This window comes from Nitrosomonas sp., from assembly GCF_024282095.1.
Classification (GTDB): Bacteria; Pseudomonadota; Gammaproteobacteria; order Burkholderiales; family Nitrosomonadaceae; genus Nitrosomonas.
Genome location: NZ_JAMWZS010000029.1, coordinates 13467 through 39436 on the forward strand (window position 1 = coordinate 13467; position 25970 = coordinate 39436).

The window sequence follows — 25970 nt, forward strand, 5'->3', positions numbered from 1 at the left end:
TAATAACGCACTTTTTGTTGGCTGGAAAATTTTCATTCAAACGCTTACCGCTGACATTGCTTAATAAATATAAGTGTGTCATATTTGACCACACCGCAGCTTATATAAGGTGCTTTTCCCTGTCAAGGCAATATTAAATTGATGTTGCACAAAAACAACAATCGCTTTATTGAACTATTTCCAGCCTTCCCAGCAAAAGCCAAATTGTACTCGATAGCCTATCTGAAAGACATTTTTACACCGATTTCGTATCTTAGAAAACCCAATACGTCATGTTAAAAATTCAATCCCTAACCTTTCTGCAGGGCGGAACTCCGCTACTCGAAAATAGTAATCTGCAAGTTTTTGTTAATCAGCGCATTGGTCTGGTTGGTAAAAATGGTTGCGGCAAATCCACCTTATTTCGTTTGATTCGCGGCGCAATCAAACCGGATAGCGGAGAAGTCAGCTTACAACCCGGCAAAACCATTGCTTTCGTTGAACAAGAAATCATTAGTTCAGACCAGACCGCCATTGAGTTTGTGCTGGACGGCGATGTCGAGTTACGACAATTGGAGAAGATTTTGGCGCAGGCCGAACATGATGCCACCTGGTTTGAAGCACAACAACGTTATGAAACCATCAATGGTTATACGGCCCGAGCACGGGCGGCGCAATTATTGAATGGATTGGGTTTCGCCAATCATGCATTGGAGCAACCTGTCAGTCATTTTTCCGGCGGCTGGCGCATGCGCTTAAATTTGGCGCGCGCCCTGATGCATCGTGCTGATTTGTTGTTGCTGGATGAACCGACCAATCACTTGGATCTGGAAGCCATTCTCTGGCTGGAACAATATCTGGCCCGCTATCCGGGCAGCCTGATGGTAGTTTCACACGATAGGGAGTTTCTCAATGCCTGCGTCAATCGCATCGCGCATATCAATAATCGGCAAATTGATGACTATAGTGGCAATTATGATGATTTCGAGCGTGCGCGCGCTGAACGTCTTATGCAACACGCCCAGGCTTTTCAGCAACAACAGAAAAAGATCGCGCACATGGAAGATTTTGTGCGGCGTTTTCGTGCCAAGGCAACCAAAGCCAAGCAGGCACAAAGCCGCATCAAGGCTTTGGAGCGCTTGACGCGTCTTGCGCCGATGCATATCGAAGACGGGCATTTTGAATTGCAGATTGAAGCGCCTGAGCGCAGCCCTGATGTCTTATTGCGCGCGAAAGATATGAGCTTTGGCTATGATGATCACCTGCTGTTTCAGCATGTGCATCTCATTTTGCAAGCAGGCGCTCGAATTGCCTTGCTGGGTCCGAATGGAGCGGGAAAATCCACATTGATAAAACTTCTGGTTGGAGAAGTCGAACCCACCTCAGGTATATTAGAATGGACACCGAATATACGTATCGGCTACTTCGCACAGCATCAACTGGAAAATCTGGATAGCCATGCAACACCTCTGCAGCATATGGTGCGATTGGCACCCACACAAACAGAGCTGGACTTGCGAAAATTCCTGGGACGATTCGGTCTGGGTGGCAATAGCGAAGATCGTCCGGTAGCCAGTTTTTCCGGAGGCGAAAAAAGCCGTCTGGCACTTGCCTTGCTGGCATGGAAAAAGCCACATTTACTGTTGCTGGATGAACCGACCAACCATTTGGATTTGGATATGCGCGACGCATTGACTTTGGCATTGGAAGCTTATAGCGGAGCGGTGGTACTGGTATCACATGATCGCAGCCTGATACGCGCCGTAGCCGATGAATTGTGGCTGGTAGCTGATGGCAAAGCACAACTGCTGGATGGTGATCTGGAAGATTATAAAAATTGGATAGAAGCCCGTCGCTCTAATGAAGCTGCTGCATCACGCCCACCCTCACAAAAAGCGCAACCTAACACATCTGCGAAACCGAACAAAAAAGTACTGCTTTCCAAGCAATCAAAGCTTGAAGCTGCCTTAACGATTGCACAAAGAGAATTAACGGAAGCAAACCGCCGATTAGCCGATCCGGCTACTTATGCAAACTGTTCCCGTGATGAAATTGATCAACTGAGTACAACTCACGCAACACTCGAGAAAAAGGTGACTGAACTGGAGGAAGACTGGTTGCAACTGGAAATGGCGCTGGAGGAGTAAGAAATACGACTTTGATCAGTTTATTTGATCGAATCTGGGCCAATGCGCCCAATAGTCTTCTTAAACTTGCATGTTCATGATTTCTTGATAGGCTGTTACCAATTTGTTTCGGACTTGTATCATCGATTGAAATGATACATTGGCCTTTTGCAGTGAAATCATCACTTCATGCAAATCGACGTTGGACTCACCGCCGACAAATTGCATGCTGAGCTTATCCGCTGCTTGCTGTACATTATTGACCTGATCCACTGCAGCTTTAAGCTTCTCACTGAAATCCACACTCGCAACTTCATCAGCGCCCGATTGTTTTTTTACACCGGAAGCAAGCGCCGAAGTTGCTTGCAGTTGCTGCAGAATACTATCAATTCCGGATTTATCCATCATCTACTCCCACATAATTAGTTTTCAAGTATCACTTAGAAACTTAGAAACTTCAAATAATTTTTACAAATCAATTCCATACAAACATGACAGACACTCACTCACTCATCATACGATATTGTTGCAACTTATAGCGTAAAGTTCGTTCAGAGATCCCTAGTTTTTTTACGGCCAGTTTCCGGGAACCATTAACGGCTGCAAGCGTTTCCAGAATATGTTTACGTTCGAGCGTTTTCATATCGGTTGTAGGTGATTCCGAATTTCTCTCATCAACCGCTTGATCAAAAATCACTTCCGGCAAGCTGATATGCTCGGCTTCGATAATATTATCTGCTGCCAGGATCATGGCACGCTGCATCACATTCTCCAGCTCCCTGACATTGCCTGGCCAAGTATACTGAGTCAACTTATCGATTGCGGCCCGGGTCATTTTGCAGAATGGCTGTCCTGATCCGACGGCGGCTGTTTCGAGCACGCGTTGCGCCAGAGGTTCAATATCCAATGATCGTTCGCGCAGTGCCGGAATTTCTATTGGAAACACATTGAGCCGATAATACAGATCCTCACGGAATTGACTATGCTTAACCATTGCCATCATGTCGCGATTAGAAGTCGCCAGCACGCGAATATCCAGTTTGATCGTCTTGTGTCCGCCAACTCTCTCAACTTCCCTTTCCTGCAATACTCGCAATAATTTTGCCTGTAATTCCAAAGGCATTTCCGAAATTTCATCCAGTAACAATGTGCCACCTTCCGCTTGCTCAAACTTTCCCGGTTGGGCTTGAGCCGCACCGGTAAAAGCGCCTTTCTCGTAACCAAACAGGGTAGCTTCCAGTAAATTCTCGGGAATAGCGGCACAATTAATGGCAACAAATGGTTTGGAAGAACGCAATGAATGGCGATGAATATAGCGCGCGATCACTTCCTTACCGCATCCGCTTTCACCTGTCAGCATCACCGTTGCGGGCGATTTCGCAACCCGTTTGGCAAGCGACAATAATGCGCGTGTCCGCGGATCTTTTGCAATTACCCGATCGTCCTGCTCGGATTCAGACACGGAATATTGTCTAATGTGCGCCAGCAAGCTATCCGGGTCAAATGGCTTCAGCAAATAATCGCACGCTCCAATGCGCATCGCAGTCACCGCTTTGTCGATTTCTCGATAAGCTGTCATTAATAACACGGGCAATTCCAAATCAAAGGCCTTGATTTTTTTTAACAACGTCAATCCATCCATGGGTTTCATCTGCACATCGCTCACGACAATACCTACTTGACGGTCTTGCAATATCGTCATGGCATCATGACCATTCGCTGCTGCAAGCGCTTGATAACCGGCCAACTTCAAAGTGGCGCAAATGGCTTCCAATAAATCCTGGTCATCTTCCACCACCAAAACAGGTAATGTCTTCATCGCATCAATCTCCTTTGTTCCTTGGCAAGCACACCACAAACTCACTCCCCGTATCAGGCAATGAATTAATTTGCACGGTACCGCCCATTGACTGAATCACCCCTCGCACAATGGCCAGACCTAAGCCAGTACCCTCTGCACGCGTGGTAAAAAAAGGTTCGAATAGTCTTTCTTGCAACGCCGTCTCAATACCCGGCCCATCATCATGCACACTCAAAACGATGCTTTCTCCTTCCACACGCCCCGTTAAAATGATCCGATCATTGGGTGAAGACACCTGCATTGCGTTCTCAAGTAAATTAATCATCGCTCCACACAACGCTTGATGATTCGTCATCAAACTCTCCGCTTGACTATAATCACGCACCATTAACTGTAAATTAAGCGGAATCAACTGAGGTTCAATGACTTGTTGCAATTCCGCTAACAAATCACTGACTAAAACTCTTTCGAGTTGCGTCGTTTCACCTTTGACAAAACGCAGCATATCTTTTGTTAAATGCTCCAAATGATGCAAACGTTCAACGGTTTTGGTTGCAAATTTTTGGCGTTCATCGGAAGTCAGTGCATCGCTGCCGAGGTGATTCGCATAAAGCAATGCGGTTGCAAGCGGTGTGCGCAACTGGTGCGCAAGATTCGCCGCCATTTCACCCATAGCAGTCAAACGCTGATTCCGCCTTATCTTTTCCTGAATGACATAAGCTTCAGTAATATCATTTACTAGCAAAATCCGTCTGCCGGTTGAGTCCAACGCACTACTTTCGATACGGATGCGACGCTGCTCTGCTGTTTCACGTTGTGCCACATACCATTCATTGATAATCGCGGTTGGCGATAAGCGCTCTTGAACGACCTGATGCCATGACAACCCAAGTAACGGCTCTCCCAACATAGTAAGCGCGGCCGGATTCACTTGTTCTATGCATTCGTTTTCATTAAGTGCCAAAACGCCACCCGGCAACGCATTTAACAGAAAACTTAGTTGTCTGGACAAATCCTCTTTTGCGATCAGCTGTCTGTGCAGTTCACCATTGGCAAGCGCAAGTTCCCGGGTTAACTGTGTTACCTGGTGTTGTAATTCTTGATACACGCCCGAGAGCTGTTCAGATGCTTCATTAAACGCCGCAAACGCAAGCTGAAGCTGTTCCTGCTCTGCCGGAATTGTTCTGATTTCGCTGATTTTATTTGCTTGCACTGGTTTAAATGACAGTTATTAAGAATTGCCTGTAGCTTACATTTATACCAGTCCTCTTCATGATCTGAATAAGGCGGACAAAGCTATTCTATTTGAGCATTCATATTGCGTAAATTTATCGATAATCATCGCATCAATAAAATTTTACTCCGTGTAAAACGAGTACATACCAAGCGTTGATGCATTTAATTCGTGAGATTTCAGCAGGAGAATAGTACGTGGCAACAGTACCAAGTGAATCCAATACGACACCACCAGCTAAAACATTTAAACTGGAGCAACTCAGCCAACTATCCAATCAAAAAAAATTGGGGTTGATACTGGCTGCTGCAGCCGTCATCGCCTTACTGGCAGGTGCTTTGATGTGGAGTCAGACGCCGGATTATCGTGTTCTCTATAGTAACGTATCGAATCAGGACGGTGCCGCCATCATCAGCTCCTTGCAGCAAATGAACATCCCCTACAAGTTTTCCGACAGTAGTGGTGCCATCTTAATTCCTGAAAAACAGATCCATGAAGTACGTCTGCGCTTAGCGGGTCAAGGGTTGCCCAAAGGTGATCTGCCAGGATTTGAATTAATGGAGAATCAGAAGTTTGGCTCCAGCCAATTTCTCGAGCAGGTCAATTATCAACGGGCGTTAGAAGGCGAATTAGCACGCTCGGTTCAATCGTTATCAGCAGTGCAAAATGCACGCGTACACCTGGCAATTGCCAAACCCTCCGTGTTCTCAAGAGAGAAACAGCAACCCAGCGTTTCTGTTTTACTGAATTTGTATCCAGGCAGAGTATTGAGTGTCGAACAAGTCAGTGCAATCGTACACTTGATGTCGAGTAGCGTACCCAATCTGCCGACAAAAAATGTAACCGTGGTTGATCAAAATGGCAACTTACTCAGCACACAGCATGAAAACAAGCAAGATAAGGGATTTGATGCCAAGCAATTACAATACATACAAGAGCTTGAAGAAAACTATATCCGTCGTATCGAAACCATACTGTCACCGATTACAGGCGCCGCCAATGTACGTGCTCAGGTAACTGCGGATTTGGATTTTTCCCGTATCGAGCGCGCTGAAGAAATCTATCGGCCAAACAATACCGAAGCGGATGCTGCCACTATTCGCAGCCAGCAAACGCTTGAAGCGACTTCCACAGGTTCAAAAATTGATGGGGGCATTCCCGGAGCACTGACGAACCGTCCACCTGAGCCTGCTGTTGCGCCTATTGAAGCCGGTGGCGAAAACAAAGAGGCAGGTGATAAGGCGCCACCACCGTTACCGACCGACAAGAAAAAAGAATCCACGATCAATTATGAAGTGGACAAAACAGTACAACATACACAGCAATCCACTGGCGGTATCAAACGACTCACTGCAGCAGTTGTCGTGAATTATCGCAAGAAAATCAATGAAAACGGTGACATTGCCTACGAGCCACTGACTGCCGAAGAAATCAAGGAAATCAATAGCCTTGTCAGAGAAGCCATGGGTTACAGCGAGAAACGCGGAGACTCGTTGACTGTCACCAACAGCTTGTTCACTGCTGAAAGCGAAACGATATTGGATGCTGCATTCTGGAAAGACCCCGATATCATGATGCTGGCAAAAGACATTGGCAAACAGCTGTTAATTGCAGCCATTGTTTTGTTTTTCTTGTTAAAAATCCTGCGGCCATTCTTAAAAAGCTTAACTCAACCCCCTCCTCCTGCACTGCCAGAGAAGGTGGCTGGCGAAGCAACATTGGATCAATTGCCAGGGCAGGTAGATGGAACAGCCATCCAGGCGATCCAGAAATCCATATTTGAGGACAATCTTAAAAAAGCCAAACAATTGGCGATGGATGAGCCGGCCATTGTCGCCAATGTTGTTAAAGATTGGGTGTCCAAAAATGGATGACGAAGGAATCAAAAAGAGCGCCATCTTGCTGATGACGTTGGGCGAACAAGAAGCAGCATCCGTCATTAAATTATTAGGCCCCAAGGAAGTGCAGAAACTGGGCGAAACAATGTCCAGTTTGCAGAATATCTCACGCGCCGAGATTGAAAGCATACTCAAAGAATTCTGCGATGAAGCGGAAGGAAGGACCACGCTGGGCCAGGATTCTGCTGATTATATTCGCAAGGTTCTGACCAGTGCATTGGGTGATGAAAAAGCTGCCAATCTCATTGATCGTATTCTACATGGCGGCGACACCAGCGGTATTGAAGGACTGAAGTGGATGGATGCGCCATCGGTGGCCGAACTGATCAAGAATGAACATCCACAAATTATCGCAACCATCTTAGTCCACTTGGAACGCGACCAAGCGAGCGAGATATTAAGCTTATTCACTGAACGATTGCGCAACGATACCTTATTGCGCATCGCCACCTTGGACAGCATACAGCCGGATGCACTCCGCGAACTCAATGATGTACTGACAAAATTGCTATCGGGCAGCAACAATATTCGCAAAACGGCTATGGGTGGAATACGCGCCGCAGCGGAAATTCTCAATTTTGTCCCAACTGCCCAAGAAACCAGTGTCATCGATAACATCAAGCAGTACGACGAAGAGCTGGCACAGAAAATCATGGATGAAATGTTCGTATTTGATAATCTGATTGATATTGATGACCATGGTATCCAATTGCTCCTCAGAGAAGTCCAGTCGGAATCTCTGATTATCGCTTTGAAAGGCGCGCAAGAAGAACTGCGCAAGAAAATTTTCAAAAATATGTCGCAACGTGCTGCTGAAGCACTACGAGAAGATCTGGAAAGCAAAGGCCCGGTACGTGTATCCGAAGTCGAAGCCGAACAAAAAGAAATTCTCAAGGTGCTACGTCAACTGGCTGATGATGGACAAATCGCACTCGGCGGAAAAGGCGAAGATAACTTTATTTAACAAATATACCCCCTACTAAACTTATTCAATCAGCTTGAATAAATAGGTTAATAAAGGTTTACAAATGGCAACAAGCAGCTTCATTCCCAAAGCAGAACTCAATGCCTATCAGCGATGGGAAATGAACGCTTTGGATGCACCCGATCCAATTCCGGAAGAACATGATCAGCAACTCAACACTGAAGATAATACCCTGGTAGACGAGCAAAATAAGATCACCTTGCCCACTGAAGAAGAAATTTCAGCAATTCTTCAGCATGCCAAAACAGAAGGCTATGCGGCAGGCTATCAAGAAGGAAACGCAGCGGGATACGCAGCAGGCAGGAAAGCGGCAGAAATAGAGGTTACCACCGAGGTAGCCCGTCTCCAAACACTGTTATCCAATCTCGACCAAGATCTGCATACAATTGATCAGCACGTTGCGGATGATTTATTGGGTCTGGCCATTGCGCTTACTAAAAAAATGGTTACCCAGGCATTACAGCTAAAACCTGAGCTCATCGCGCCCATTGTGCAAGAGGCGATTCGAAATTTACCCAGTGCGATGCAACATCCGCGACTTTATTTGCATCCTGATGATGCCAAAATAGTCCATGCACACTTGGGTGATCAGTTAGCGCAAGACAGCTGGTCTATCCGTGAAGATGAACAATTATCCCAAGGCGGCTGCCGCATCGAAGCCAATGGCAGTGAAATCGACGCAAGTCTGGAGGTGCGCTGGCAGCGGGTATTATCGGCGATCGGCCAGAATGACAGCTGGTTGGAAAAAAATGACTAATATGAATCGCCATGAACAATGGGGCAGCTTCTTGAAAAATTGCACCCAGCTGATTACCCCCGCCAATCCACTGTTATCAAGCGGCACGATTACACGCGTTGCCGGGTTAGTGATGGAAGCGGTAGGACTCCGGTTGGCCGTTGGCAGTAGTTGTACTATTTTTCTATCGAATGGCTACAGCGTCTCGGCCGAAGTCGTTGGATTCTCCGGAGATCGCCTATTCTTAATGCCGTCCAGCGATGTGTATGGATTATCTCCAGGTGCCAAAGTAGTTCCTACCGAATGTGTTGCCGACCCCCTCAAGATCGGTAATTTTCAACATCCCCGCAGACGTGCAGCAGATCGCGCCAAGCATATCAGCGTTGGCCCCGAACTACTGGGGCGCGTGATAAATGGATTGGGTGAACCGCTGGATCGCCTTGGCCCCACGCGCGCGGAACACAACGTACCGCTATACAGCCGCCCTTATAACCCGCTGGAAAGAATTCCCGTCACTCAGCCGCTTGACGTTGGGGTACGTGCAATTAACACGCTGTTGACTGTCGGACGGGGACAACGCATGGGATTGTTTGCCGGCAGTGGTGTGGGCAAAAGCGTATTGCTTGGCATGATGGCACGCTATACCAGCGCTGATGTGATTGTTGTGGGACTCATCGGTGAACGGGGGCGTGAGGTTAAAGAATTCATAGAACATATTCTCGGTGCCGAAGGGCTCGCACGCTCGGTAGTTGTCGCAGCGCCTGCTGACACTTCACCGTTGCTGCGCTTGCAAGGCGCAGCGTATGCGACAGCCATTGCCGAATATTTTCGCGATAGCGGCAAACATGTTCTACTGATTATGGATTCACTGACCCGCTATGCCATGGCGCAGCGGGAAATAGCCCTGGCTATCGGCGAACCTCCTGCGACCAAAGGTTATCCGCCCTCCGTATTTGCCAAACTACCGCAACTGGTAGAACGCGCCGGTAACGGCAACCAAGAGAATGGATCGATTACAGCCTTTTATACAGTATTGACTGAAGGGGATGATCAGAATGATCCCATCGCCGATAGCGCGCGCGCCATTCTTGATGGACATATCGTGCTATCGCGCCGATTAGCCGAAGCAGGACATTACCCGGCAATTGATATCGAAGCTTCGATCAGCCGCATCATGACCAGCGTGGTACCACAAAAGCAAATTGACATGGCCAGACAATTCAAGAGCCTCTATTCACGCTACCAACGCAGCCATGACTTGATCAGTGTAGGTGCGTATGTCGCCGGTACAGATCCGGAACTGGATCGGGCCATTAAGCTGTATCCCGCATTCGAAAAATTTTTAAATCAAAACATGTCGCAACAAGAGAATTTTGCCAATAGTCTTGAGAAACTGACCAAGTTATTTGATAGCGACGCAACCCGATAATCAGAAACAAACGCTCTTATGTCCACATCGTCATCGCTAAAACTACTTCTGGAATTAGCTCAGCAACAAACGGATGCGTCATCCAAGAAACTGGGGAAATTAAATTTTCAGCAGCAGGAAGCGGAAAAGAAATTAAATTTACTGTTGCAATATCGCCAGAGTTACCAAGCACACCTGCAGAACGCCATAGCAACGGGCATTGACCAAATGGAATGGCTTAATTTCATTGCATTCATGAATAAGCTCGATGCCGCTATCAATGAACAGCGCCAAGCAGTTCTGCATGCCCAGAATAAGCGGATTGCCGGAAGCAATGAATTTTTGTTCCATCAGCGCAAACTAAAATCCTACGACACGCTGTCGCAACGCCAACAAGCCGCAGAGAATCTGCGGCAATCAAAGTATGAACAGAAATTGCAAGATGAGTTTGCTTCGAATGCTTTCAACCGTCACTCATTTCCTAAGAACGACAACTAGCAACCTCTCACAATCGCCGAAACTGGCATAGAGATTGCATATATTACTGGCAACGCTATCACCCTTATTTGAGATCGAAAACTTATGCTAAATATATCTGCCGCGCCTCAAATCAAATCGTCCACTGACAATCCAATACTGGCTGGCAACCCTGAGCCGGGCACTACACAAGAACCCGCGACAGAGGAGTTTTCTAAAGTATTGGAGCGTGAAGTATCCGGAACAGCCAACAAACGGGAAACAAATAACGCTACCACGACATCAGAACCCTCAGAAAAAACAACCTTACCGAAAGATGACGATACAGCTTCGGTTGCGACAACGGACATATCCGGTACAAACAACCTGATCAGCAGGTTATTTTTTGAGGCTACAAATAGTACATATGCAGCAGATCAACTGTTACCTCCATTTGATCCAACGAACCCGAATATACTGACGGCCACGCCGATCATGCCGATGGCATTATCCACATCACTTCAAAATTCATTCATTCCGCAAGATAACAAACTGGCGACAAGCTCGTCACTTCTCGCTGGTCAAATGCTGCAACAAAAATTGGCGCAAGCTACTGCGGCTGAAAGTAATCTTACTTATGCATTGGATGCCTTTTGGCAATCAGTGGGGGCGGCAGATTCTGCCATTGACGGCAAACTTTTACCATTCTCTTCAGAAATGAGCGACGCTATCCAGGCCAGCACAGGAGAAAGTCTATTTTCAGTATCCAATGAACCTGCTTCGACACAACCGTTTGGCTTAAGCAGTACCACGGCTACCACTTCCCTCAATACAACGCCACAGAGTGTTCAAGTCGATCTCCCTGTGGGTCAACCCAAATGGGGTAACGAGTTTGCACAAAAAATCATCTGGTTAACTTCACAACAAAACCAGGTAGCCGAAATCCATTTAAACCCAGCTCACTTGGGTCCTGTTGAAGTGATGCTCAGCATTACGCAAGATCAAGCCACTGCACAATTCTTATCTCCGCATTTAGCAGTACGCGAAGCCATTGAAGAAGCCTTGCCAAGATTAAGAGAGATGATGGCTGAAAATGGCATTCAGTTGGGTAATGTCATGGTAGGTGCCGAATCATTCCAACAAGACAATAAACAACAGCAAGCATATAGTCCAGCAAAGGGCATCCCCCATACAACTGGCACAAGAACGGAGGCTATTGGTCAAATTGAAACAACCGTTTCGTCCAGCAAACATAATGGTATGGTCAATACCTATGCTTGACCATTTAATAATCAAACCTATTGCATCGATCGCATCGGTCTTTTATCCCTGAGCTGTCACACCATCGGATTCAATGAGTGACAGCAGATTATGTTTTCTTAACACCGATCCGAATTCTGAATTTTTACTCATTTTCTGAAATTAACCTTAAAAAACCTGTATCACAAACATTTTCAAATCAAAGAAATTTACAGGAATGCTGGTTAGATTCTTGACTTACTCTCGTACTTGAAAATAGCGACGTTATTTCATTGTTATTTGTCATATCAGTTTATTGCTCCGTCTAAGATAATTGAGCTCATCCAATAAGGAGTTGAGCAAAATGTCAAAAGCTATTGAAGCACCAGCCGGATCAGACGGCAAAAAAAATAAAAAAGGACTAATCATCATAATCTTGATAGCAATCATTGCTATCGGTGCAGGTGCCGGCGGTACATGGTATGCGATGAAGATGTTAGGTGGCGGAGAATCAGAACCTGAGAAACCCAAGGAAAAGCCGACTACATTTGTAGATCTTGATACTTTTACGGTGAATCTTCAGCCGGAAGGAAATGGTCAATATTTGCAGGTTGGATTAACGGCAAAAACCAGAGAAACACCTGTCGTCGCTGAAATTAAGAAACAAATGCCAGAAATCCGCAATCGCATTTTAATGTTACTTTCCAGCAAAAAAGCCACAGACGTCGCAGTTATTGCAGGAAAACAACAACTCAGTCAGGAGATTGTTGATGAAATCAAACAATCATTAGGCCCAGTAGAACTGCAAGAAGATGTACTGGAAGTATTATTTACATCATTCGTGATTCAGTAAATCTCAAATGGCTGAAGACTTTCTCTCACAAGACGAGGTTGACGCACTTCTCAAAGGCGCCACCGGCGAAAGCGATGAAGTGCAGAATGAAGAAGAGAAGGGAGGCGTTCGAGCCTATAACATTGCTACGCAAGAACGCATTGTTCGTGGACGGATGCCTACGTATGAAATTATCAATGAACGATTTGCACGTTTATTGCGTATCGGTTTATTCAATTTCATGCGCCGTACAGTGGATATTTCAGTGAGTCCCGTTAAAGTCATCAAGTTCAGTGAATTCGTACGCAATCTGGTGGTACCAACCAATCTGAACATGGTTCATATGAAACCGCTTCGAGGTACCGCATTACTGGTTTTTGATCCTAATCTGATTTTTCTGATTGTAGATAACTTGTTCGGCGGCGATGGCCGGTATCACACCCGCGTTGAAGGCAGAGATTTTACGCAAACCGAACAACGTATTATTCAGCGCTTGCTCAATGTGGTATTTGAAGATTACGAGAAATCGTGGAAGTCGGTTTATCCCGTTAAATTTGAGTATGTCAGATCCGAGATGAATCCACAGTTTGCAACGATCGCCACCCCCAATGAAGTCGTCGTTACGGTTACTTTCGATATTGATATGGGCAACAAAGGCGGCGCATTACATGTCTGCATTCCGTATTCCATGATCGAGCCCATCCGGGATACTTTATACAGCTCCTTGCAAGGCGACCATCTGGAAGTTGATAAGCGCTGGATCAAGCTGCTGTCACAACAGGTACAAGGCGCCGAAGTGGAGTTGGTTGCCAACTTTGGGCATACGAAAGTTACCTTTGATCAGATTCTCAGCATGCAAGCAGGAGATATCATCCCACTGGACATCCCCAAAACTGTTACCGCACATGTCGACGGCATACCCGTTATGGATTGTCACTATGGCACCATGAATGGGCAGTATGCACTTAGGGTCAATGCGATGATCTCCTCGTCAGAAACCGAATAATCTATTGGAGACTAATATGTCAGAATCCACAGCAAATAATCAGACCGACACCGACGATTGGGCCGCAGCGATGGCCGAACAAGCGGCATCCACTCAAAATGGCTCGGCCGAGAAAGAAACAGAAGTTGATGATTGGGCCGCCGCTATGGCCGAGCAAACAGCGTCTACCAGTATGAAAGGAAACACTTTGGCATCGACCGATACAGGGAAAAACAGCAATACAATGCCTGGCGCGCAAGCAGCCTCAGTATTCGAAGAATTCTCAAAAGATAGCGCAATGCACAGTACCCGTCACGACATCGACATGATTCTCGATATCCCCGTGCAACTGACGGTTGAATTAGGGCGCACTAAAATTGCCATCAAGAATTTGCTGCAATTGGCACAAGGCTCGGTTGTTGAGCTGGACGGCATGGCTGGCGAACCGATGGACGTACTGGTCAACGGTTGCTTGATTGCGCAAGGTGAAGTGGTGGTCGTCAATGATAAATTCGGTATCCGCTTGACGGATATCATCACAACGGTTGCTTGATTGCGCAAGGTGAAGTGGTGGTCGTCAATGATAAATTCGGTATCCGCTTGACGGATATCATCACACCCAGCGAACGTATTCGCAAACTTAATCGCTAGAGTCATCTATGTTAAATCGTTATTGGATATTTTTAGGCTGGATGCTCCCGCTCCATGCTCTTGCTGAAACGGCAAAATCAGGCTATGTACCTCCTCCTTCCGTGGTATCCACTGAAAGTACGCTGCAAATGATGGGCGGATTAATACTGGTGTTGGCAGTCATAGCGGGTATTACATGGCTTCTCAAACGCTTTGCACTCATTCCTACTACCGCCACAGGCACACTTAAAGTGGTTGCGGCAACCGGAGTAGGCCAAAGAGAACGTGTGGTGGTCGTTGAAATTGACAATACTTGGTTAGTCTTGGGTGTAGCGCCAGGTCGCGTCAACAAGCTGCATACAATGGACAAGCCCGCACTCGGTACTACCGATAAAACGCAAAATAGCCAGCCCACTGAGACATTTGCTGTGCAACTTAACGAGAGTATTCAGAAAAACAATGCCTAACAATTGTACGTCCACCATTCGAAACGCTAGACTGAGCGTGCTCAAGATACTATTTTTCCTGGCAGGCTGCATCGCGCTGCCGGCATTTGCACAAAAATCCGGTTTTCCCGCCTTCACCAGTTCACCCGGCGCGGGTGGCAGTACAACGTATGCGCTGAACTTACAGACATTGCTGTTGTTGACTTCACTGACATTTTTACCTGCGATGGTACTCATGATGTCAAGTTTCACCCGCATCATCATTGTTTTGTCATTACTAAGATTGGCGTTAGGCACACAATCTTCCCCGCCTAACCAGGTATTGCTCGGATTGGCGTTATTTTTGACCTTTTTTATTATGTCACCGGTTATTGACCGGGTTTACACAGAAGCGTATGTGCCTTTTTCTGAAGACAAAATAAGTATCATGGAAGCGGCGGATAAAGCCAGTGTGCCGTTAAAATCATTTATGCTGCACCAAACCCGGGAAACAGATTTAGCACTATTCGTGCAAATCTCAGGCAGCGAGAAAATCGAAAGCCGCGACAATGTACCGCTGAAAATACTGGTTCCGGCGTATATCACCAGTGAGCTAAAGACTGCATTCCAGATTGGCTTTGTGATATTTATTCCATTCTTAATCATTGACCTGGTTGTATCCAGTGTATTGATGGCCATGGGTATGATGATGCTGTCACCGATGATCATTTCATTGCCCTTTAAATTAATGCTGTTTGTTTTGGTCGATGGCTGGCATCTCATCATCGGTTCATTGACACAAAGCTTCTATACCTGAAAGGAAATCCATCATGACTCCAGAAAGTGCAATGACAATCGGCCGGCAAGCGCTTGAAATCACCTTTATGGTTTCCGCCCCTCTGTTGCTCTCAGCTTTAGCGACCGGCTTATTAGTCAGTATCTTCCAAGCCGCGACGCAGATCAATGAAATGACCTTGTCATTCATACCCAAATTATTAGTCATGTTTCTGGTTATCGTACTGGCCGGACCTTGGATGATCAATCTGATGACGGATTATATGCAGCGCCTGTTTACCAGCATCCCTTGGCTGGCAATTGGTTAATATTGCCAGCCATAATAAGACCAGGCCGGAATGAGCAATGTTAATCATCAATATGCCGTCAATCCATAGCTCGCTGAGCAACTGAATTTAGCATCATGATCAGTATAACCACTGCAGAATTAAACACATTGCTGGCAACCTTCATTTGGCCGCTCAGCAGAATTCTGGCGCTGATTGCAACAGCCCCTATCCTGGGTAATCCAAGTATCCCGATCAGGGTAAAACTGGGACTGGCATTGATGATCACCATTCTGGTCGCACCTACCGTTGAAAAATCATTACCGCAAATTGATCCATCCACAGGCATAGGCTTAATCATCCTGTTGCAGCAAATACTGATTGGTGTTGCGATTGGATTTGTCATGCGTATTGTTTTCGTTGCGGTAGAAATGGCCGGTGAGCTCATTGGTCTACAAATGGGGCTTGGTTTTGCAATTTTCTTTGATCCGCAAAACTCCGGTCAGATAGATATTATCGGTCGCTTCCTGGGCATCATCGCCAGCCTGGCATTTTTGGCAATTGACGGCCATTTGATGATGATCGCCCTGATCTCACAAAGTTTTAGCACATTACCGGTCAGCCCTGACGGCGTCACAGAGGCCACATTCACCACACTTGCAAACTGGGGGAGTGAGATTTTCAAATCGGGTTTGCAGTTATCACTGCCCGTTTTAACCGCGCTACTTATCACCAACCTTGCCTTGGGCATTCTGACACGCGCCGCGCCGCAATTAAATATTTTTGCAGTGGGTTTTCCGCTGACACTTTCCATCGGTCTTCTCGTACTGGCACTCAGCATGCCTTTTTACGCACCGATTCTGGAGCAGCTCATGCATGACAGTTTACGTTTAATGATGGGAATTCTGAATGTCAGCAAAATCGATATGCCATAACTCTGTTTTTAAAACTACGACGGCCATTAATACATAAACAGATGCTATTTCCCCGCTTTTTCAACATAAGCCTTTTATCCAAAAGTTGTTACAGTATTCACTTACTTACCCAAGCTATTTTTAGCATGATCAGTTCAAGTACTCGTTAGTTTGATTAATAACTTATGACCTTTAAGTCGCGCTTACTCAGTTCACTACGCAAAATTTCATCGTCGGAGTCTCACGATGACAAGGAAGCGGCTACGTTTAATAGCGAACCACAATCCGGCGACGCATTTGATTCTGACCAGCAATCTTCGCTCATCCATGATCTCAAACAGCAACTTGAAAGCGCTTATCGTGATCGTCTGAGCGCGGAAGATCAGGCTATCAAGGAAGCACAGAAACGCATTGAAGCAGAAAGCATTGCACGCGTGGCGGCTGAAGCAAGAGCACGGGCTGAGGCCAATGCCAGAATTGCAGCCGAGACTAGAATTCAGGCTGAAACAACTGCAACCGAGCAAGCCCGGGCCCGAGCAAAAGCGGAAGCGCTTGCAGTTCAAGAAGCCCATGTCTGCTATGAACTGGAAATCAAAACCAAGCAACTCGCGGACGAAAAGTACAAAGCGGAAAAAGCTTTAAGTGCGCTATTGGAAGCCAAACTCAAAACCGAGGCTTCTATCGTCGAGAAAATGCAAAAACGTGTTGAACAAGAAATTGCAGCTCTAGATCAGGCTCATGCCACTGCATTGAAAGAACATGAAGCGGCTGAGGCAGCCATGCGCAGCGCCAAACTAGCCGAAGAAGCCCGACTGATTGCATTGGCCGCCATTGCAGCCGAAACCAATGCACTGATGCTGGCACAGGCAAAAATTCAGGAATCGCAACGAATCATCGCCTTGGCACAAGCACGTGAAGAAGCCGAGAAACAAGCGCTGGAAGAAGCACAAACCCGTTCCCGATTGGAAGCACAAGCCTTGGAACAAGCTACCCGGCGCCTGGATATTGAAAGGCAAGCAAGAGCGGCAGAAGACCATAGAATGCAGGCTGAAATCGCCGCTGTACAGGCCGCAATGGAAAAAGCCGAAGCTGAAACGATGGCTGCCGAGCAAGCCAGAAAAAGAGCGGAATTGGATGCTCAGGCAACCATCGCAGCACGCGACAGAACCGATGCTGAACAGGTTGCCATGGAAATTGCCGAATCCATCATTGCCAAAGAAAATGCAGCCGCCGATGCCATCAAAACCCGCCTTATCGCGGAATCCGAATTGCTTGAAGAAGTCAATCAACGCATGCAAATCGAGGCTGAGGCATCAATTGCTGCTGAAGCAGCTTTACGCGCTGAGAAAGAAGCGACAGCCATCGCCAACGACAGGAAAAAAGCTGAAAGTACCGCGGCAAAAGAATATCAAAAACGCATCAAAGCAGAAGAAAAAGCCATTAAGGAAGCTGAAGCACGGACAGAAGCTGAAGTAGCCGCCAAGAATGCGGCCAAAAACAGAGCGGATGCAGAAATACGATTAAAAACCACAGCAGAAGCAAAAGCGCAGATGGATACGCTCACCGCACAAGAAGCGAACACTAAAGCCGAATTGGAACAACGTTTATTAGAAGATGCCGAAATTCGCGCCAAGGCAATGATTGATGCAAAGCAAGCTGTGGCCGAGCGTCTTGAAATTGAGCAAAAAATTACCGGCCTGGCGATAACCAGAGCACAGGCTAAAATTATTGCCACCAACAAGGCCAAAGCTCAGCTTGAAGCAGAAAAAGCAGCAACCAAAATCGCTTTAGAAAAAGCCAGAACTGAATCAGCGGCACTCGTCGCCATGCAGGAACGCCTGGCGCTGGAATCAAAAGCACTAGAAGCTGCCACGGAACGAGAAGCCGTTGAAGTCATGGCAAAAGAAGCCCTATTCGCGCGCTCTCAGGCTGACAAGGAAGCAACTGCCGCGGCCGCCGCAAGAATACGCGCTGAGATTGCCGCCGCAACACACTCCCGGAATAGAGCTGTCGCAGGCACTAAATATTAATTCTTGAAAAAGAATAAGATTGAATGTTTAACCTCTCACCCCTGATTTCAATAAAGATTGCTTGTAATTTGTTATATTCATACACACATTCTTTACAATCCACTCAATATTTTTTCCTTGACACTTTAAACAATCCACAGTTTAGATAAGATATAAATGTTGTTTTAAATATATTTGCACAATCTTCATCAGAAAACACAACCGATTGATAAAAAACACCTAAATTAGGTGTCGAATAATTAATCAACCTAAGAAAAATCCTTAGAAATATACAAGTTAGCTGCTCAAACACAAACGTTATTCACAAAGTTATCCACAGAAATTGTGGATAATAATAAAAATCTTATGACAAATAAGGTGATACGTCGATCTTCTGCAATCCAGTTTATAAGTTGTGTGATGTGATTTCTAAGAAATACAGTTAAAATGACCATCCACCGAATGACACCTTGTACCCATGACCCTCGTATATTTCGACCACAACGCCACCACCCGCATTGATGATGCGGTGCTGGCAGCCATGCTGCCGTTTTTTCAGCAGGAATTCGGCAATGCATCCAGCCGCCATACTTATGGCATAACTGCCCGGCGGGCAATCGATAAGGCGCGCAAACAAGTCGCTGATGCAGTGGGTGTACAGCCGGTGCAGGTAATTTTCACCAGCGGTGGCTCGGAAGCCAACAACCTGTTTATTCGCGGTGCGGCGGATAGTTTGAAACCGGGGAATCTACTGATCAGTGCGATTGAGCATCCTTGTGTTTTAAAACCGGCACAAGCGCTGGCACGTCGCAGCTGTGACCAATGGACAATGCAGCAGTTAGCCGTGAATACTCAGGGACAAGTGGATTTGGATGCTGCGAATGCAGCAATGTGCATAAACAAACCGGGGCTGGTTTCCGTCATGCTTGCCAACAATGAAACCGGCGTCATTCAAAATGTCGCCGACATTGCTGACATGGCGCGATCGCACGGCGCTTATGTGCATACCGATGCCATCCAGGGACTGGGAAAAATCCCTGTGGATTTTTCGTCGCTTAAGGTACATGCACTGACATTGTCCGCGCACAAGATCTATGGCCCGAAAGGCGCTGCGGCGCTAATCGTAGACAAGCGGTTGTTATTAAAACCGCTGATTTACGGTGGCGGACATGAAAACGGGCTACGTTCCGGCACCGAGAATGTGCCTGCGATTGTCGGCTTTGGCGCAGCCTGTGAGTTAGCACAAACACGCATGACGGAAACAGCACGGTATGTCGCGCAATTGCGCGATCATCTGGAAAAAGGATTGGTTGCAATGGGTGCGATAATTTTTGGCGCAAATGCTGCGCGCATACCGAACACCTGTTATTTTGCATTACCGGACATTGAAGGCGATACTTTGGTGGTTAAACTGGACAAAGCCGGTTTTGCCGTCGCTGCGGGTGCCGCCTGTTCCAGCGTGAATCCGGGACAAAGCCATGTGCTGGCTGCCATGCAGGTTGATCCGATGCTGGCACGTAGTGCCGTGCGTGTCAGCCTGGGCGGCGACAACACCTTGGCGCAAGTCGAGGATTTCTTGCACGCAACGCAACGCATCGTTGCAACATTGAAGCAAATCAGCAGTCTTTCCAGCTAAAATCAATTCATTTATGATGAAAAACAACAACACGACACCGCCCAAAGCCATCATTCTCAGCGCCGGGCAAGGACGGCGGCTGCTGCCATTAACCGAAAGCACGCCCAAATGCTTGTTGCCGGTTTCTGATAAACCCGTGCTGGCATGGCAGATTGACGCGCTGCTTGCGGTTGGCATCGAAGAAATCACGATTATCGCAGGCTTTCAGGTAAGCCTTATCGAAGCGCTGTTACAACAGCAATACGCCAATCACCCCGCAATCAAAATACTGTTCAACCCTTTTTACGAAGTGGCGGATAATCTTGCCAGCTGCTGGATTGCACGCACCATGATGGACAGTGATTTTCTGCTGCTAAACGGCGATACCGTGATCGAATCCGCGCTGCTGAACAAAGTCTTGAATTCGGAATCCGCGCCCATTACACTCAGTGTGGATTATAAAAACGCGTATGACGCCGACGATATGAAAGTGCAACTGGACACGGATGGATGGGTGCAACAGGTGAGCAAAATCGTGCCGCCGCATCAGGTTGACGCGGAATCGATCGGTCTGATTTACTTTCGTGAACAGGGCCCGCAAATTTTCAGACAAGCCGTGGAATCGGCACTGCGTCATCCGGCGGAATTAAAATCGTGGTATCTGTCGATTATTGATACACTGGCCAAGCAACACTTGGTCAATTCTTGTTCAGTCAAAGGGTATCGCTGGTGTGAAATTGATTTTATTGAAGACTTGGCAAAAGCCGGCATGATTTTTAGTGACTCATTCCATCATGAATAAACCTGCAGCATCCCCGGAGCCCCACAGCCTGAATGCCACCATGCGCAAATTTGGTGCGCCGCAAACCATTATCCGGCAATACCAATATTGGTCTGTGATGCTGCGCCCGGCGCAAGCGACGCTTGGTGCACTGGTCTTAGCCGCCCACGAGCCCGCTCAAGCCTTCTCAGAATTGAGTCCGGCAAGTTTTACCGAACTACACGAAATTACCCGGCATATTGAAGCTACGCTGGCAAAAGCCTTTCAAAACGACAAAATCAACTATTTGATGTTGATGATGGTTGATCCGGATGTGCATTTCCATGTGCTGCCGCGTTATGCGCAAACCAAGCAGTTTGCCGGTCTGGAATTCATCGATGCGGGCTGGCCGGCTATGCCTGACTTGAGTCAAATCAATAAAACCGATGCGGCGACCAATCAGTTGCTAGTGACACATATTCTATCCTGCTGGTCGTAAGCGAAAAACCGCGAAACAATGCGAGATAACAAGTGAGCGAAGAAAAACCACCCTACGTCAAAGAATTCCCACTGCGCGAGGCCCATCATCTGGTACGCGACCTGATGACGCCGAATCCGTGGATCTATTGGACTGATTTTCTGTTTCACATCACGCTGGGCTGGGCGGCTTTTTTCACGGCATTGGTTTCGCCGCTGTTTTCTCTGTGGCAATTGGCGGGATTTATAGTCGCGGTACTGGCTCTGTATCGTTCGGCTATTTTTGTACATGAATTAGCGCACTTAAAAAAAGGCTCATTCAAAAACTTCCGCCTGGCGTGGAACGCCCTGTGCGGCATTCCGTTCATGATCCCGTCGTTTACTTATGACGGCGTGCATAATGACCACCACAAGCCGGATGTCTACGGCACCAGTGCAGACGGCGAATATCTGCCGTTTGCAACGCGTAGGCCTGCAGAAATGGTGGTTTATGTATTACTGTCTTTCCTCATACCCATTTTTCTGGCCGTGCGATTCGTGTTGCTGACACCGTTGTCGTACTTGATTCCGCCGCTACGCAAGATTGTCTGGGAACGCGCCTCGTCACTGACGATCGATCCCACTTACCGACGCGCGGAAAATGCCATCCGCAACGATCTCAACTGGCGCCAACAGGAAATCGCCGCTTGCCTGTTTGGCGCAAGCACCATCGCTTTGGTCGTGCTGGGCGTGTTTCCTTATTCGCTATTGGTGCTCTGGTACCTGATTGCAGTGACCGTTTTCATCCTCAATTCACTGCGCACGCTAGCTGCCCACGCCTACCGCAATCCCGGCGAGCACAAAATGACGCTGGCGGAACAATATCTGGATTCCATCAACATACCGGGCAATTTCCTCATCACGCCGCTCTGGGCGCCGGTCGGGTTGCGGTACCATGCCACTCATCATCTGTTCATGAGCATGCCTTACCATAACCTGGGCAAAGCGCAGCGCCGCCTGGTGAATGGTTTGACCGACAATACCCAATATCTGAAAACGCTGCGCAGTGGTTTATGGGATGCACTGACACACATCTGGCGCGAATCCTCTCAAGCTGCCAGCGCCTCTCAACAACACGACAACCAATGCTGAAAGCCATCCCATCGGCAGAAAATTCCCAGCGGCGCATTACCAAACTTGTGTTGCTGCGGCACGGGCAAAGCATCTGGAATCGCGACAAGAAATTCACCGGCTGGAGCGATGTCCCGTTGAGCCCAAAAGGTGAAAAGGAAGCGCAACAAGCCGCATATTTACTGAAGCAGGCGGGTTTCACATTCGACCTATGCTTCTGCTCCGCATTACAGCGCGCCAGAACCACGGCACAGACCGTATTGTCCGCCATGTCTTTGGATATACCGGTAGTTGAGAGCTGGCGTTTGAATGAGCGTCATTATGGCGCACTGGAAGGCATGGAGCGCTGGCCGGCCATCAAGAAATTCGGCATCTGGCCTATCCTGGGTTGCCAGATCAAGTTTGATGCAGCCCCTCCCCGCCTGGCTAGTGAAGATCCCCGCTTTCCCGGCAATCAATCCGGTTACGCCGGTATCGATAAAAATGAGCTGCCGACCGGAGAGAGCATGCAGCAAACCCTCGCACGCGTCAGACCCTATTGGCAGGAAGCCATACAGCCGGAAATACAACAAGGGAAACACGTGCTCATCGTATCTCACCGCAATACCCTGCGCGTCCTGATGATGCTGCTGGATCAGCTCACCCCCGCACAAGTCATGCAATTAAAATTCGCTACTGGCCGGCCATTGGTATACGAATTGGATCAGCAATTCAATCCCATCCGGCATTATTACGTCGATAATCTGCGATAGTCTGTTCTGATTCAGCATGACAACCCTCTATAGTTTTGCACCCGTTGCAGGCAATCATGCGAAAATTTTGATTCTCGGCAGCATGCCTGGCGCGGCCTCGCTGGCCGCCAACCAGTATTACGCCCATTCCCGCAATGCCTTCTGGCCGATCATCGCACAACTGCTGCAAATCCACTCGGACGCTCCCTACGAGGAAAAAATAACAACGCTGAAATCGTCACCCATCGCGCTTTGGGATGTGCTCAAATCCTGTAAACGCTCAGGCAGCCTGGATTCCAGCATTGAAACAGATACCCAGATCAGCAACGATTTTCAATCTTTTTTCGCCACGCATAACAAAATTACGCATGTATTTTTTAACGGCGGAAAAGCGGAAGCCTGCTTTAAGCGCTATGTGTTACCGGAAAATGATCTGCGCCTGATGAAGCTTGCACGGCTGCCTTCGACCAGCCCGGCCAATGCGCGACTGTCATTGGATGACAAATGCAGAATTTGGCATGAGGCGATTCGCTTGGCGCTAAAATAACCAAGATCTCTGCACAACGCTAACAAACAAGCTGAATAGAGAAGACTCAAGATTTCTTGCCACCTTGCTGCATATTTGCCGATTTCCGTAACCCATAGCCCGCCGCGCTGAAAATCAGCCTGTCGCATTTACAGCCTCCCCACGAAAAATAGAGAATTTCGCAAAGACCTCAGCCAATCTAAGTTAAATCTTAGTCAAAAACAAGCATCTCTTTATATATTAATTAGTTACATGTCCTTAGTATATACAAGGGAACTGAGCGAAGCGCCGAGTGGAGTTTTGAGTAAACCCGTAGAGCCAGCGAAAAAGAGAAATGCTGTTAAACGCTGACAGTGCGTCTGTTGCTTTGGTTAATCGGTATAGCCAATAAAAATGGGCGATCATCTTTAAACAATTAACAATTTCCAGACAATTCAAATGGCAAATTTCAGCAGAAACGGACTCGGTTCTCTATGACAGAAAATCTTTATCTTTGAAAGCGATTCTGCTACGCAGATTTAAATACATCGCAAGTCGATAAATAAAATAATGGGGGTAAATAAATTGGACGGAAAACAATCAAGAAAAGCGCTATTTGGCTGCATGGCCTTGGCGTTCTCGCTTACAGGACTGTGGGTACCCGCTTACGGAGCCGCGTTACCGGGCGGATCACTGAATCCGACTAAGATTCCTAAATATATCAAGCCGCTTACTATCCTGCCTGCAATGCCGAAATCAACCAACCCCAATAATTTCAGTGGGGATTATTATGAGATCGCTGTGCGGCAGTTTCAGCAAGAAATAGTACCTGGCCTGGGCACCACTGTTTGGGGTTATGGTTCAGTCACCAATAAGAAGAGCTTCAGCTATCCGGCTTACCCTATTGAAGCTACCCAGGACAAACCGGTGCGCATCAAATGGATAAACGATCTGAAGCAAGAAAATGGCAAATACTTGCCGCACCTTCTGCCCGTTGACCAGACCGTGCACTGGGCCAATCCACAGATGGCCGATACCATGGGTCAGGATCCTACCCCCTATACCGGACCGGTACCGATGGTGCCACATCTTCATGGCGCACATGTCACGCAGGACAGTGACGGCTATCCTGAAGCCTGGTTTCTGCCGAATGCCACGAATATCCCGGCCAGCTATGCTAAATTTGGTACGAAGTATGCACAATTTAAGGGTGAGGCAGAAGCGGCTTACGGCCAGACATGGGAACCGGGCACCGCCGTTTTTCAGTACCCCAACGATCAAAGGGCGGCTGCGCTTTGGTATCATGATCACTCCCTGGGCATGACCCGTGCTAACGTTTACGCAGGTCCCGCCGGATTCTATTTCATTCGCGGTGGCAGCAGCGACCTAACATCCGGTCTTCCTTCCGGCGCCTACGAAATTCCTTTGCTCATTCAGGATCGATCCTTTAACAAGGACGGATCGTTGTTCTATCCGGACAACCGCGCCTTTTTTGAGGGATTAAGAAAGGATAAACTGAAGATACCATTCATTCCGGATCTGACACTCGATGGCGAACAAAGCGATGTATCGCCCATGTGGAATCCGGAATTCTTCGGCAATACCATGGTGGTCAACGGCAAGACCTGGCCCTACCTCAACGTGGAAAAACGGCGCTATCGTTTTCGCGTGTTGAACGCTTCGGATACTCGCTTTCTGATCCTCAAGATGAGCAATGGACAAAAATTCTGGGTGATCGGCAACGATGGCGGCTTCTTGCCAGCGCCGGCTCAGCTTGAGACACTGCTCGTGGCGCCAGCCGAACGACTGGACGTCATCATCGATTTTACCAACGTTGCAGCAGGTACCAAGATTACGTTACAAAACATCGGCCCGGATTCACCTTTTGGTGGCGGAACTCCCGGGGTAGATTTCGATCCGGCTGACCCCGACACCACTGGTCAGGTAATGCAGTTTCGTGTTGCACCGATTAAGGGCGCCGACAGCAGCATCGCGCCAAGCAGCTTACAACTGCCTGCGATCACGCGCATTTCCGGTAACCCGGTTGTTCGCCA

Annotated in this window: 25 protein-coding genes and 1 pseudogene; 23 read left to right on the forward strand and 3 right to left on the reverse strand. The window is 47.5% G+C overall.

Annotated elements, in window-relative coordinates; all coding sequences use genetic code 11:
* The first annotated feature begins 272 nt into the window (after window positions 1-272).
* Window positions 273-2126, forward strand: a complete 1854-nt coding sequence (locus Q0K92_RS09350; RefSeq protein WP_297325538.1) for an ATP-binding cassette domain-containing protein — start codon at window positions 273-275, stop codon at window positions 2124-2126.
* A 60-nt stretch (window positions 2127-2186) separates the two neighbouring features.
* Here Q0K92_RS09350 and fliE read toward each other — a convergent pair whose 3' ends face one another.
* From fliE to Q0K92_RS09365, 3 genes are all read right to left on the reverse strand, one after another.
* Complete coding sequence (fliE, locus tag Q0K92_RS09355; RefSeq protein WP_297325539.1) at window positions 2187-2510, reverse strand: flagellar hook-basal body complex protein FliE; 324 nt, start codon at window positions 2508-2510, stop codon at window positions 2187-2189.
* Window positions 2511-2607: 97 nt separating this feature from the next.
* Window positions 2608-3924 carry a sigma-54 dependent transcriptional regulator gene (locus Q0K92_RS09360; RefSeq protein ID WP_297325540.1) on the reverse strand — a complete coding sequence of 439 codons (1317 nt, stop codon included), beginning with the start codon at window positions 3922-3924 and terminating at the stop codon, window positions 2608-2610.
* A 4-nt stretch (window positions 3925-3928) separates the two neighbouring features.
* The gene (locus Q0K92_RS09365; protein WP_297325541.1) at window positions 3929-5119 is read right to left on the reverse strand and encodes an ATP-binding protein; all 1191 of its coding nucleotides are present in this window, start codon (window positions 5117-5119) and stop codon (window positions 3929-3931) included.
* Window positions 5120-5337: 218 nt separating this feature from the next.
* Between Q0K92_RS09365 and fliF the strand changes: the two genes are divergently transcribed.
* The 22 genes and pseudogenes from fliF to Q0K92_RS09475 all read left to right on the forward strand — a co-directional run.
* Window positions 5338-7014: a flagellar basal-body MS-ring/collar protein FliF gene (gene fliF, locus Q0K92_RS09370; protein ID WP_297325542.1), complete on the forward strand. Its 1677-nt coding sequence runs from the start codon at window positions 5338-5340 to the stop codon at window positions 7012-7014.
* Window positions 7007-8002, forward strand: a complete 996-nt coding sequence (gene fliG / locus Q0K92_RS09375) for a flagellar motor switch protein FliG (protein ID WP_297325543.1) — start codon at window positions 7007-7009, stop codon at window positions 8000-8002. Before fliF ends, fliG begins: the two co-directional genes overlap by 8 nt.
* 64 nt (window positions 8003-8066) lie before the next feature.
* Complete coding sequence (locus Q0K92_RS09380) at window positions 8067-8780, forward strand: flagellar assembly protein FliH (RefSeq protein WP_297325544.1); 714 nt, start codon at window positions 8067-8069, stop codon at window positions 8778-8780.
* A 1-nt stretch (window position 8781) separates the two neighbouring features.
* Complete coding sequence (fliI, locus tag Q0K92_RS09385; RefSeq protein ID WP_297325562.1) at window positions 8782-10188, forward strand: flagellar protein export ATPase FliI; 1407 nt, start codon at window positions 8782-8784, stop codon at window positions 10186-10188.
* 18 nt (window positions 10189-10206) lie between these two features.
* Entirely contained in the window at window positions 10207-10665 is a 459-nt protein-coding gene (gene fliJ, locus Q0K92_RS09390) for a flagellar export protein FliJ (RefSeq protein WP_297325545.1), read from the forward strand.
* Window positions 10666-10749: 84 nt separating this feature from the next.
* Window positions 10750-11904: a flagellar hook-length control protein FliK gene (locus tag Q0K92_RS09395; protein ID WP_297325546.1), complete on the forward strand. Its 1155-nt coding sequence runs from the start codon at window positions 10750-10752 to the stop codon at window positions 11902-11904.
* Window positions 11905-12226: 322 nt separating this feature from the next.
* Entirely contained in the window at window positions 12227-12715 is a 489-nt protein-coding gene (gene fliL / locus Q0K92_RS09400; RefSeq protein WP_297325547.1) for a flagellar basal body-associated protein FliL, read from the forward strand.
* 7 nt (window positions 12716-12722) lie between these two features.
* Complete coding sequence (fliM, locus tag Q0K92_RS09405) at window positions 12723-13700, forward strand: flagellar motor switch protein FliM (RefSeq protein WP_297325548.1); 978 nt, start codon at window positions 12723-12725, stop codon at window positions 13698-13700.
* 16 nt (window positions 13701-13716) lie between these two features.
* On the forward strand, window positions 13717-14232 hold the full coding sequence (gene fliN / locus Q0K92_RS09410) for a flagellar motor switch protein FliN (RefSeq protein ID WP_297325549.1): 516 nt from the start codon (window positions 13717-13719) through the stop codon (window positions 14230-14232).
* Window positions 14229-14330, forward strand: coding sequence for a hypothetical protein (locus tag Q0K92_RS09415; RefSeq protein ID WP_297325550.1), 102 nt, complete (start codon window positions 14229-14231; stop codon window positions 14328-14330). Before fliN ends, Q0K92_RS09415 begins: the two co-directional genes overlap by 4 nt.
* An 8-nt stretch (window positions 14331-14338) precedes the next feature.
* The gene (gene fliO, locus Q0K92_RS09420; RefSeq protein ID WP_297325551.1) at window positions 14339-14776 is read left to right on the forward strand and encodes a flagellar biosynthetic protein FliO; all 438 of its coding nucleotides are present in this window, start codon (window positions 14339-14341) and stop codon (window positions 14774-14776) included.
* A complete protein-coding gene (fliP, locus tag Q0K92_RS09425; protein ID WP_297325552.1) occupies window positions 14769-15551 on the forward strand; it encodes a flagellar type III secretion system pore protein FliP in 783 nt (260 codons plus the stop codon). The genes fliO and fliP overlap by 8 nt, the downstream gene beginning before the upstream one ends.
* Before the next feature lie 13 nt (window positions 15552-15564).
* Entirely contained in the window at window positions 15565-15837 is a 273-nt protein-coding gene (fliQ, locus tag Q0K92_RS09430; RefSeq protein ID WP_297325553.1) for a flagellar biosynthesis protein FliQ, read from the forward strand.
* Between the two features lie 95 nt (window positions 15838-15932).
* Window positions 15933-16730, forward strand: a complete 798-nt coding sequence (gene fliR, locus Q0K92_RS09435) for a flagellar biosynthetic protein FliR (protein WP_297325554.1) — start codon at window positions 15933-15935, stop codon at window positions 16728-16730.
* A 164-nt stretch (window positions 16731-16894) separates the two neighbouring features.
* Entirely contained in the window at window positions 16895-18739 is a 1845-nt protein-coding gene (locus tag Q0K92_RS09440) for a hypothetical protein (protein WP_297325555.1), read from the forward strand.
* A gap of 457 nt (window positions 18740-19196) precedes the next feature.
* Window positions 19197-20354 carry a cysteine desulfurase family protein gene (locus Q0K92_RS09445; protein ID WP_297325556.1) on the forward strand — a complete coding sequence of 386 codons (1158 nt, stop codon included), beginning with the start codon at window positions 19197-19199 and terminating at the stop codon, window positions 20352-20354.
* 13 nt (window positions 20355-20367) lie between these two features.
* A complete protein-coding gene (locus Q0K92_RS09450; protein WP_297325557.1) occupies window positions 20368-21135 on the forward strand; it encodes a phosphocholine cytidylyltransferase family protein in 768 nt (255 codons plus the stop codon).
* Window positions 21128-21592, forward strand: a complete 465-nt coding sequence (locus tag Q0K92_RS09455; RefSeq protein ID WP_297325558.1) for an HIT domain-containing protein — start codon at window positions 21128-21130, stop codon at window positions 21590-21592. Before Q0K92_RS09450 ends, Q0K92_RS09455 begins: the two co-directional genes overlap by 8 nt.
* A 32-nt stretch (window positions 21593-21624) precedes the next feature.
* On the forward strand, window positions 21625-22701 hold the full coding sequence (locus Q0K92_RS09460) for a fatty acid desaturase (protein WP_297325559.1): 1077 nt from the start codon (window positions 21625-21627) through the stop codon (window positions 22699-22701).
* The gene (locus Q0K92_RS09465) at window positions 22695-23432 is read left to right on the forward strand and encodes a 2,3-bisphosphoglycerate-dependent phosphoglycerate mutase (RefSeq protein WP_297325560.1); all 738 of its coding nucleotides are present in this window, start codon (window positions 22695-22697) and stop codon (window positions 23430-23432) included. The genes Q0K92_RS09460 and Q0K92_RS09465 overlap by 7 nt, the downstream gene beginning before the upstream one ends.
* A gap of 16 nt (window positions 23433-23448) precedes the next feature.
* Complete coding sequence (locus Q0K92_RS09470; protein ID WP_297325561.1) at window positions 23449-23958, forward strand: DNA-deoxyinosine glycosylase; 510 nt, start codon at window positions 23449-23451, stop codon at window positions 23956-23958.
* Between the two features lie 528 nt (window positions 23959-24486).
* A pseudogene (locus Q0K92_RS09475) lies at window positions 24487-25970 on the forward strand (hypothetical protein); the annotation flags it as partial.

Excerpts from the sequence above, each read along its gene's own strand:
- Q0K92_RS09350 (WP_297325538.1), top strand. The coding sequence starts at position 273 with ATGTTAAAAATTCAATCCCTAACCTTTCTGCAGGGCGGAACTCCGCTA.
- fliE (WP_297325539.1), bottom strand. The coding sequence starts at position 2,510 with ATGGATAAATCCGGAATTGATAGTATTCTGCAGCAACTGCAAGCAACT.
- Q0K92_RS09360 (WP_297325540.1), bottom strand. The coding sequence starts at position 3,924 with ATGAAGACATTACCTGTTTTGGTGGTGGAAGATGACCAGGATTTATTG.
- fliG (WP_297325543.1), top strand. The coding sequence starts at position 7,007 with ATGGATGACGAAGGAATCAAAAAGAGCGCCATCTTGCTGATGACGTTG.
- Q0K92_RS09380 (WP_297325544.1), top strand. The coding sequence starts at position 8,067 with ATGGCAACAAGCAGCTTCATTCCCAAAGCAGAACTCAATGCCTATCAG.
- fliI (WP_297325562.1), top strand. The coding sequence starts at position 8,782 with ATGAATCGCCATGAACAATGGGGCAGCTTCTTGAAAAATTGCACCCAG.
- fliJ (WP_297325545.1), top strand. The coding sequence starts at position 10,207 with ATGTCCACATCGTCATCGCTAAAACTACTTCTGGAATTAGCTCAGCAA.
- Q0K92_RS09395 (WP_297325546.1), top strand. The coding sequence starts at position 10,750 with ATGCTAAATATATCTGCCGCGCCTCAAATCAAATCGTCCACTGACAAT.
- fliL (WP_297325547.1), top strand. The coding sequence starts at position 12,227 with ATGTCAAAAGCTATTGAAGCACCAGCCGGATCAGACGGCAAAAAAAAT.
- fliM (WP_297325548.1), top strand. The coding sequence starts at position 12,723 with ATGGCTGAAGACTTTCTCTCACAAGACGAGGTTGACGCACTTCTCAAA.
- fliN (WP_297325549.1), top strand. The coding sequence starts at position 13,717 with ATGTCAGAATCCACAGCAAATAATCAGACCGACACCGACGATTGGGCC.
- fliO (WP_297325551.1), top strand. The coding sequence starts at position 14,339 with ATGTTAAATCGTTATTGGATATTTTTAGGCTGGATGCTCCCGCTCCAT.
- fliP (WP_297325552.1), top strand. The coding sequence starts at position 14,769 with ATGCCTAACAATTGTACGTCCACCATTCGAAACGCTAGACTGAGCGTG.
- fliQ (WP_297325553.1), top strand. The coding sequence starts at position 15,565 with ATGACTCCAGAAAGTGCAATGACAATCGGCCGGCAAGCGCTTGAAATC.
- fliR (WP_297325554.1), top strand. The coding sequence starts at position 15,933 with ATGATCAGTATAACCACTGCAGAATTAAACACATTGCTGGCAACCTTC.
- Q0K92_RS09440 (WP_297325555.1), top strand. The coding sequence starts at position 16,895 with ATGACCTTTAAGTCGCGCTTACTCAGTTCACTACGCAAAATTTCATCG.
- Q0K92_RS09445 (WP_297325556.1), top strand. The coding sequence starts at position 19,197 with ATGACCCTCGTATATTTCGACCACAACGCCACCACCCGCATTGATGAT.
- Q0K92_RS09450 (WP_297325557.1), top strand. The coding sequence starts at position 20,368 with ATGATGAAAAACAACAACACGACACCGCCCAAAGCCATCATTCTCAGC.
- Q0K92_RS09455 (WP_297325558.1), top strand. The coding sequence starts at position 21,128 with ATGAATAAACCTGCAGCATCCCCGGAGCCCCACAGCCTGAATGCCACC.
- Q0K92_RS09465 (WP_297325560.1), top strand. The coding sequence starts at position 22,695 with ATGCTGAAAGCCATCCCATCGGCAGAAAATTCCCAGCGGCGCATTACC.
- Q0K92_RS09470 (WP_297325561.1), top strand. The coding sequence starts at position 23,449 with ATGACAACCCTCTATAGTTTTGCACCCGTTGCAGGCAATCATGCGAAA.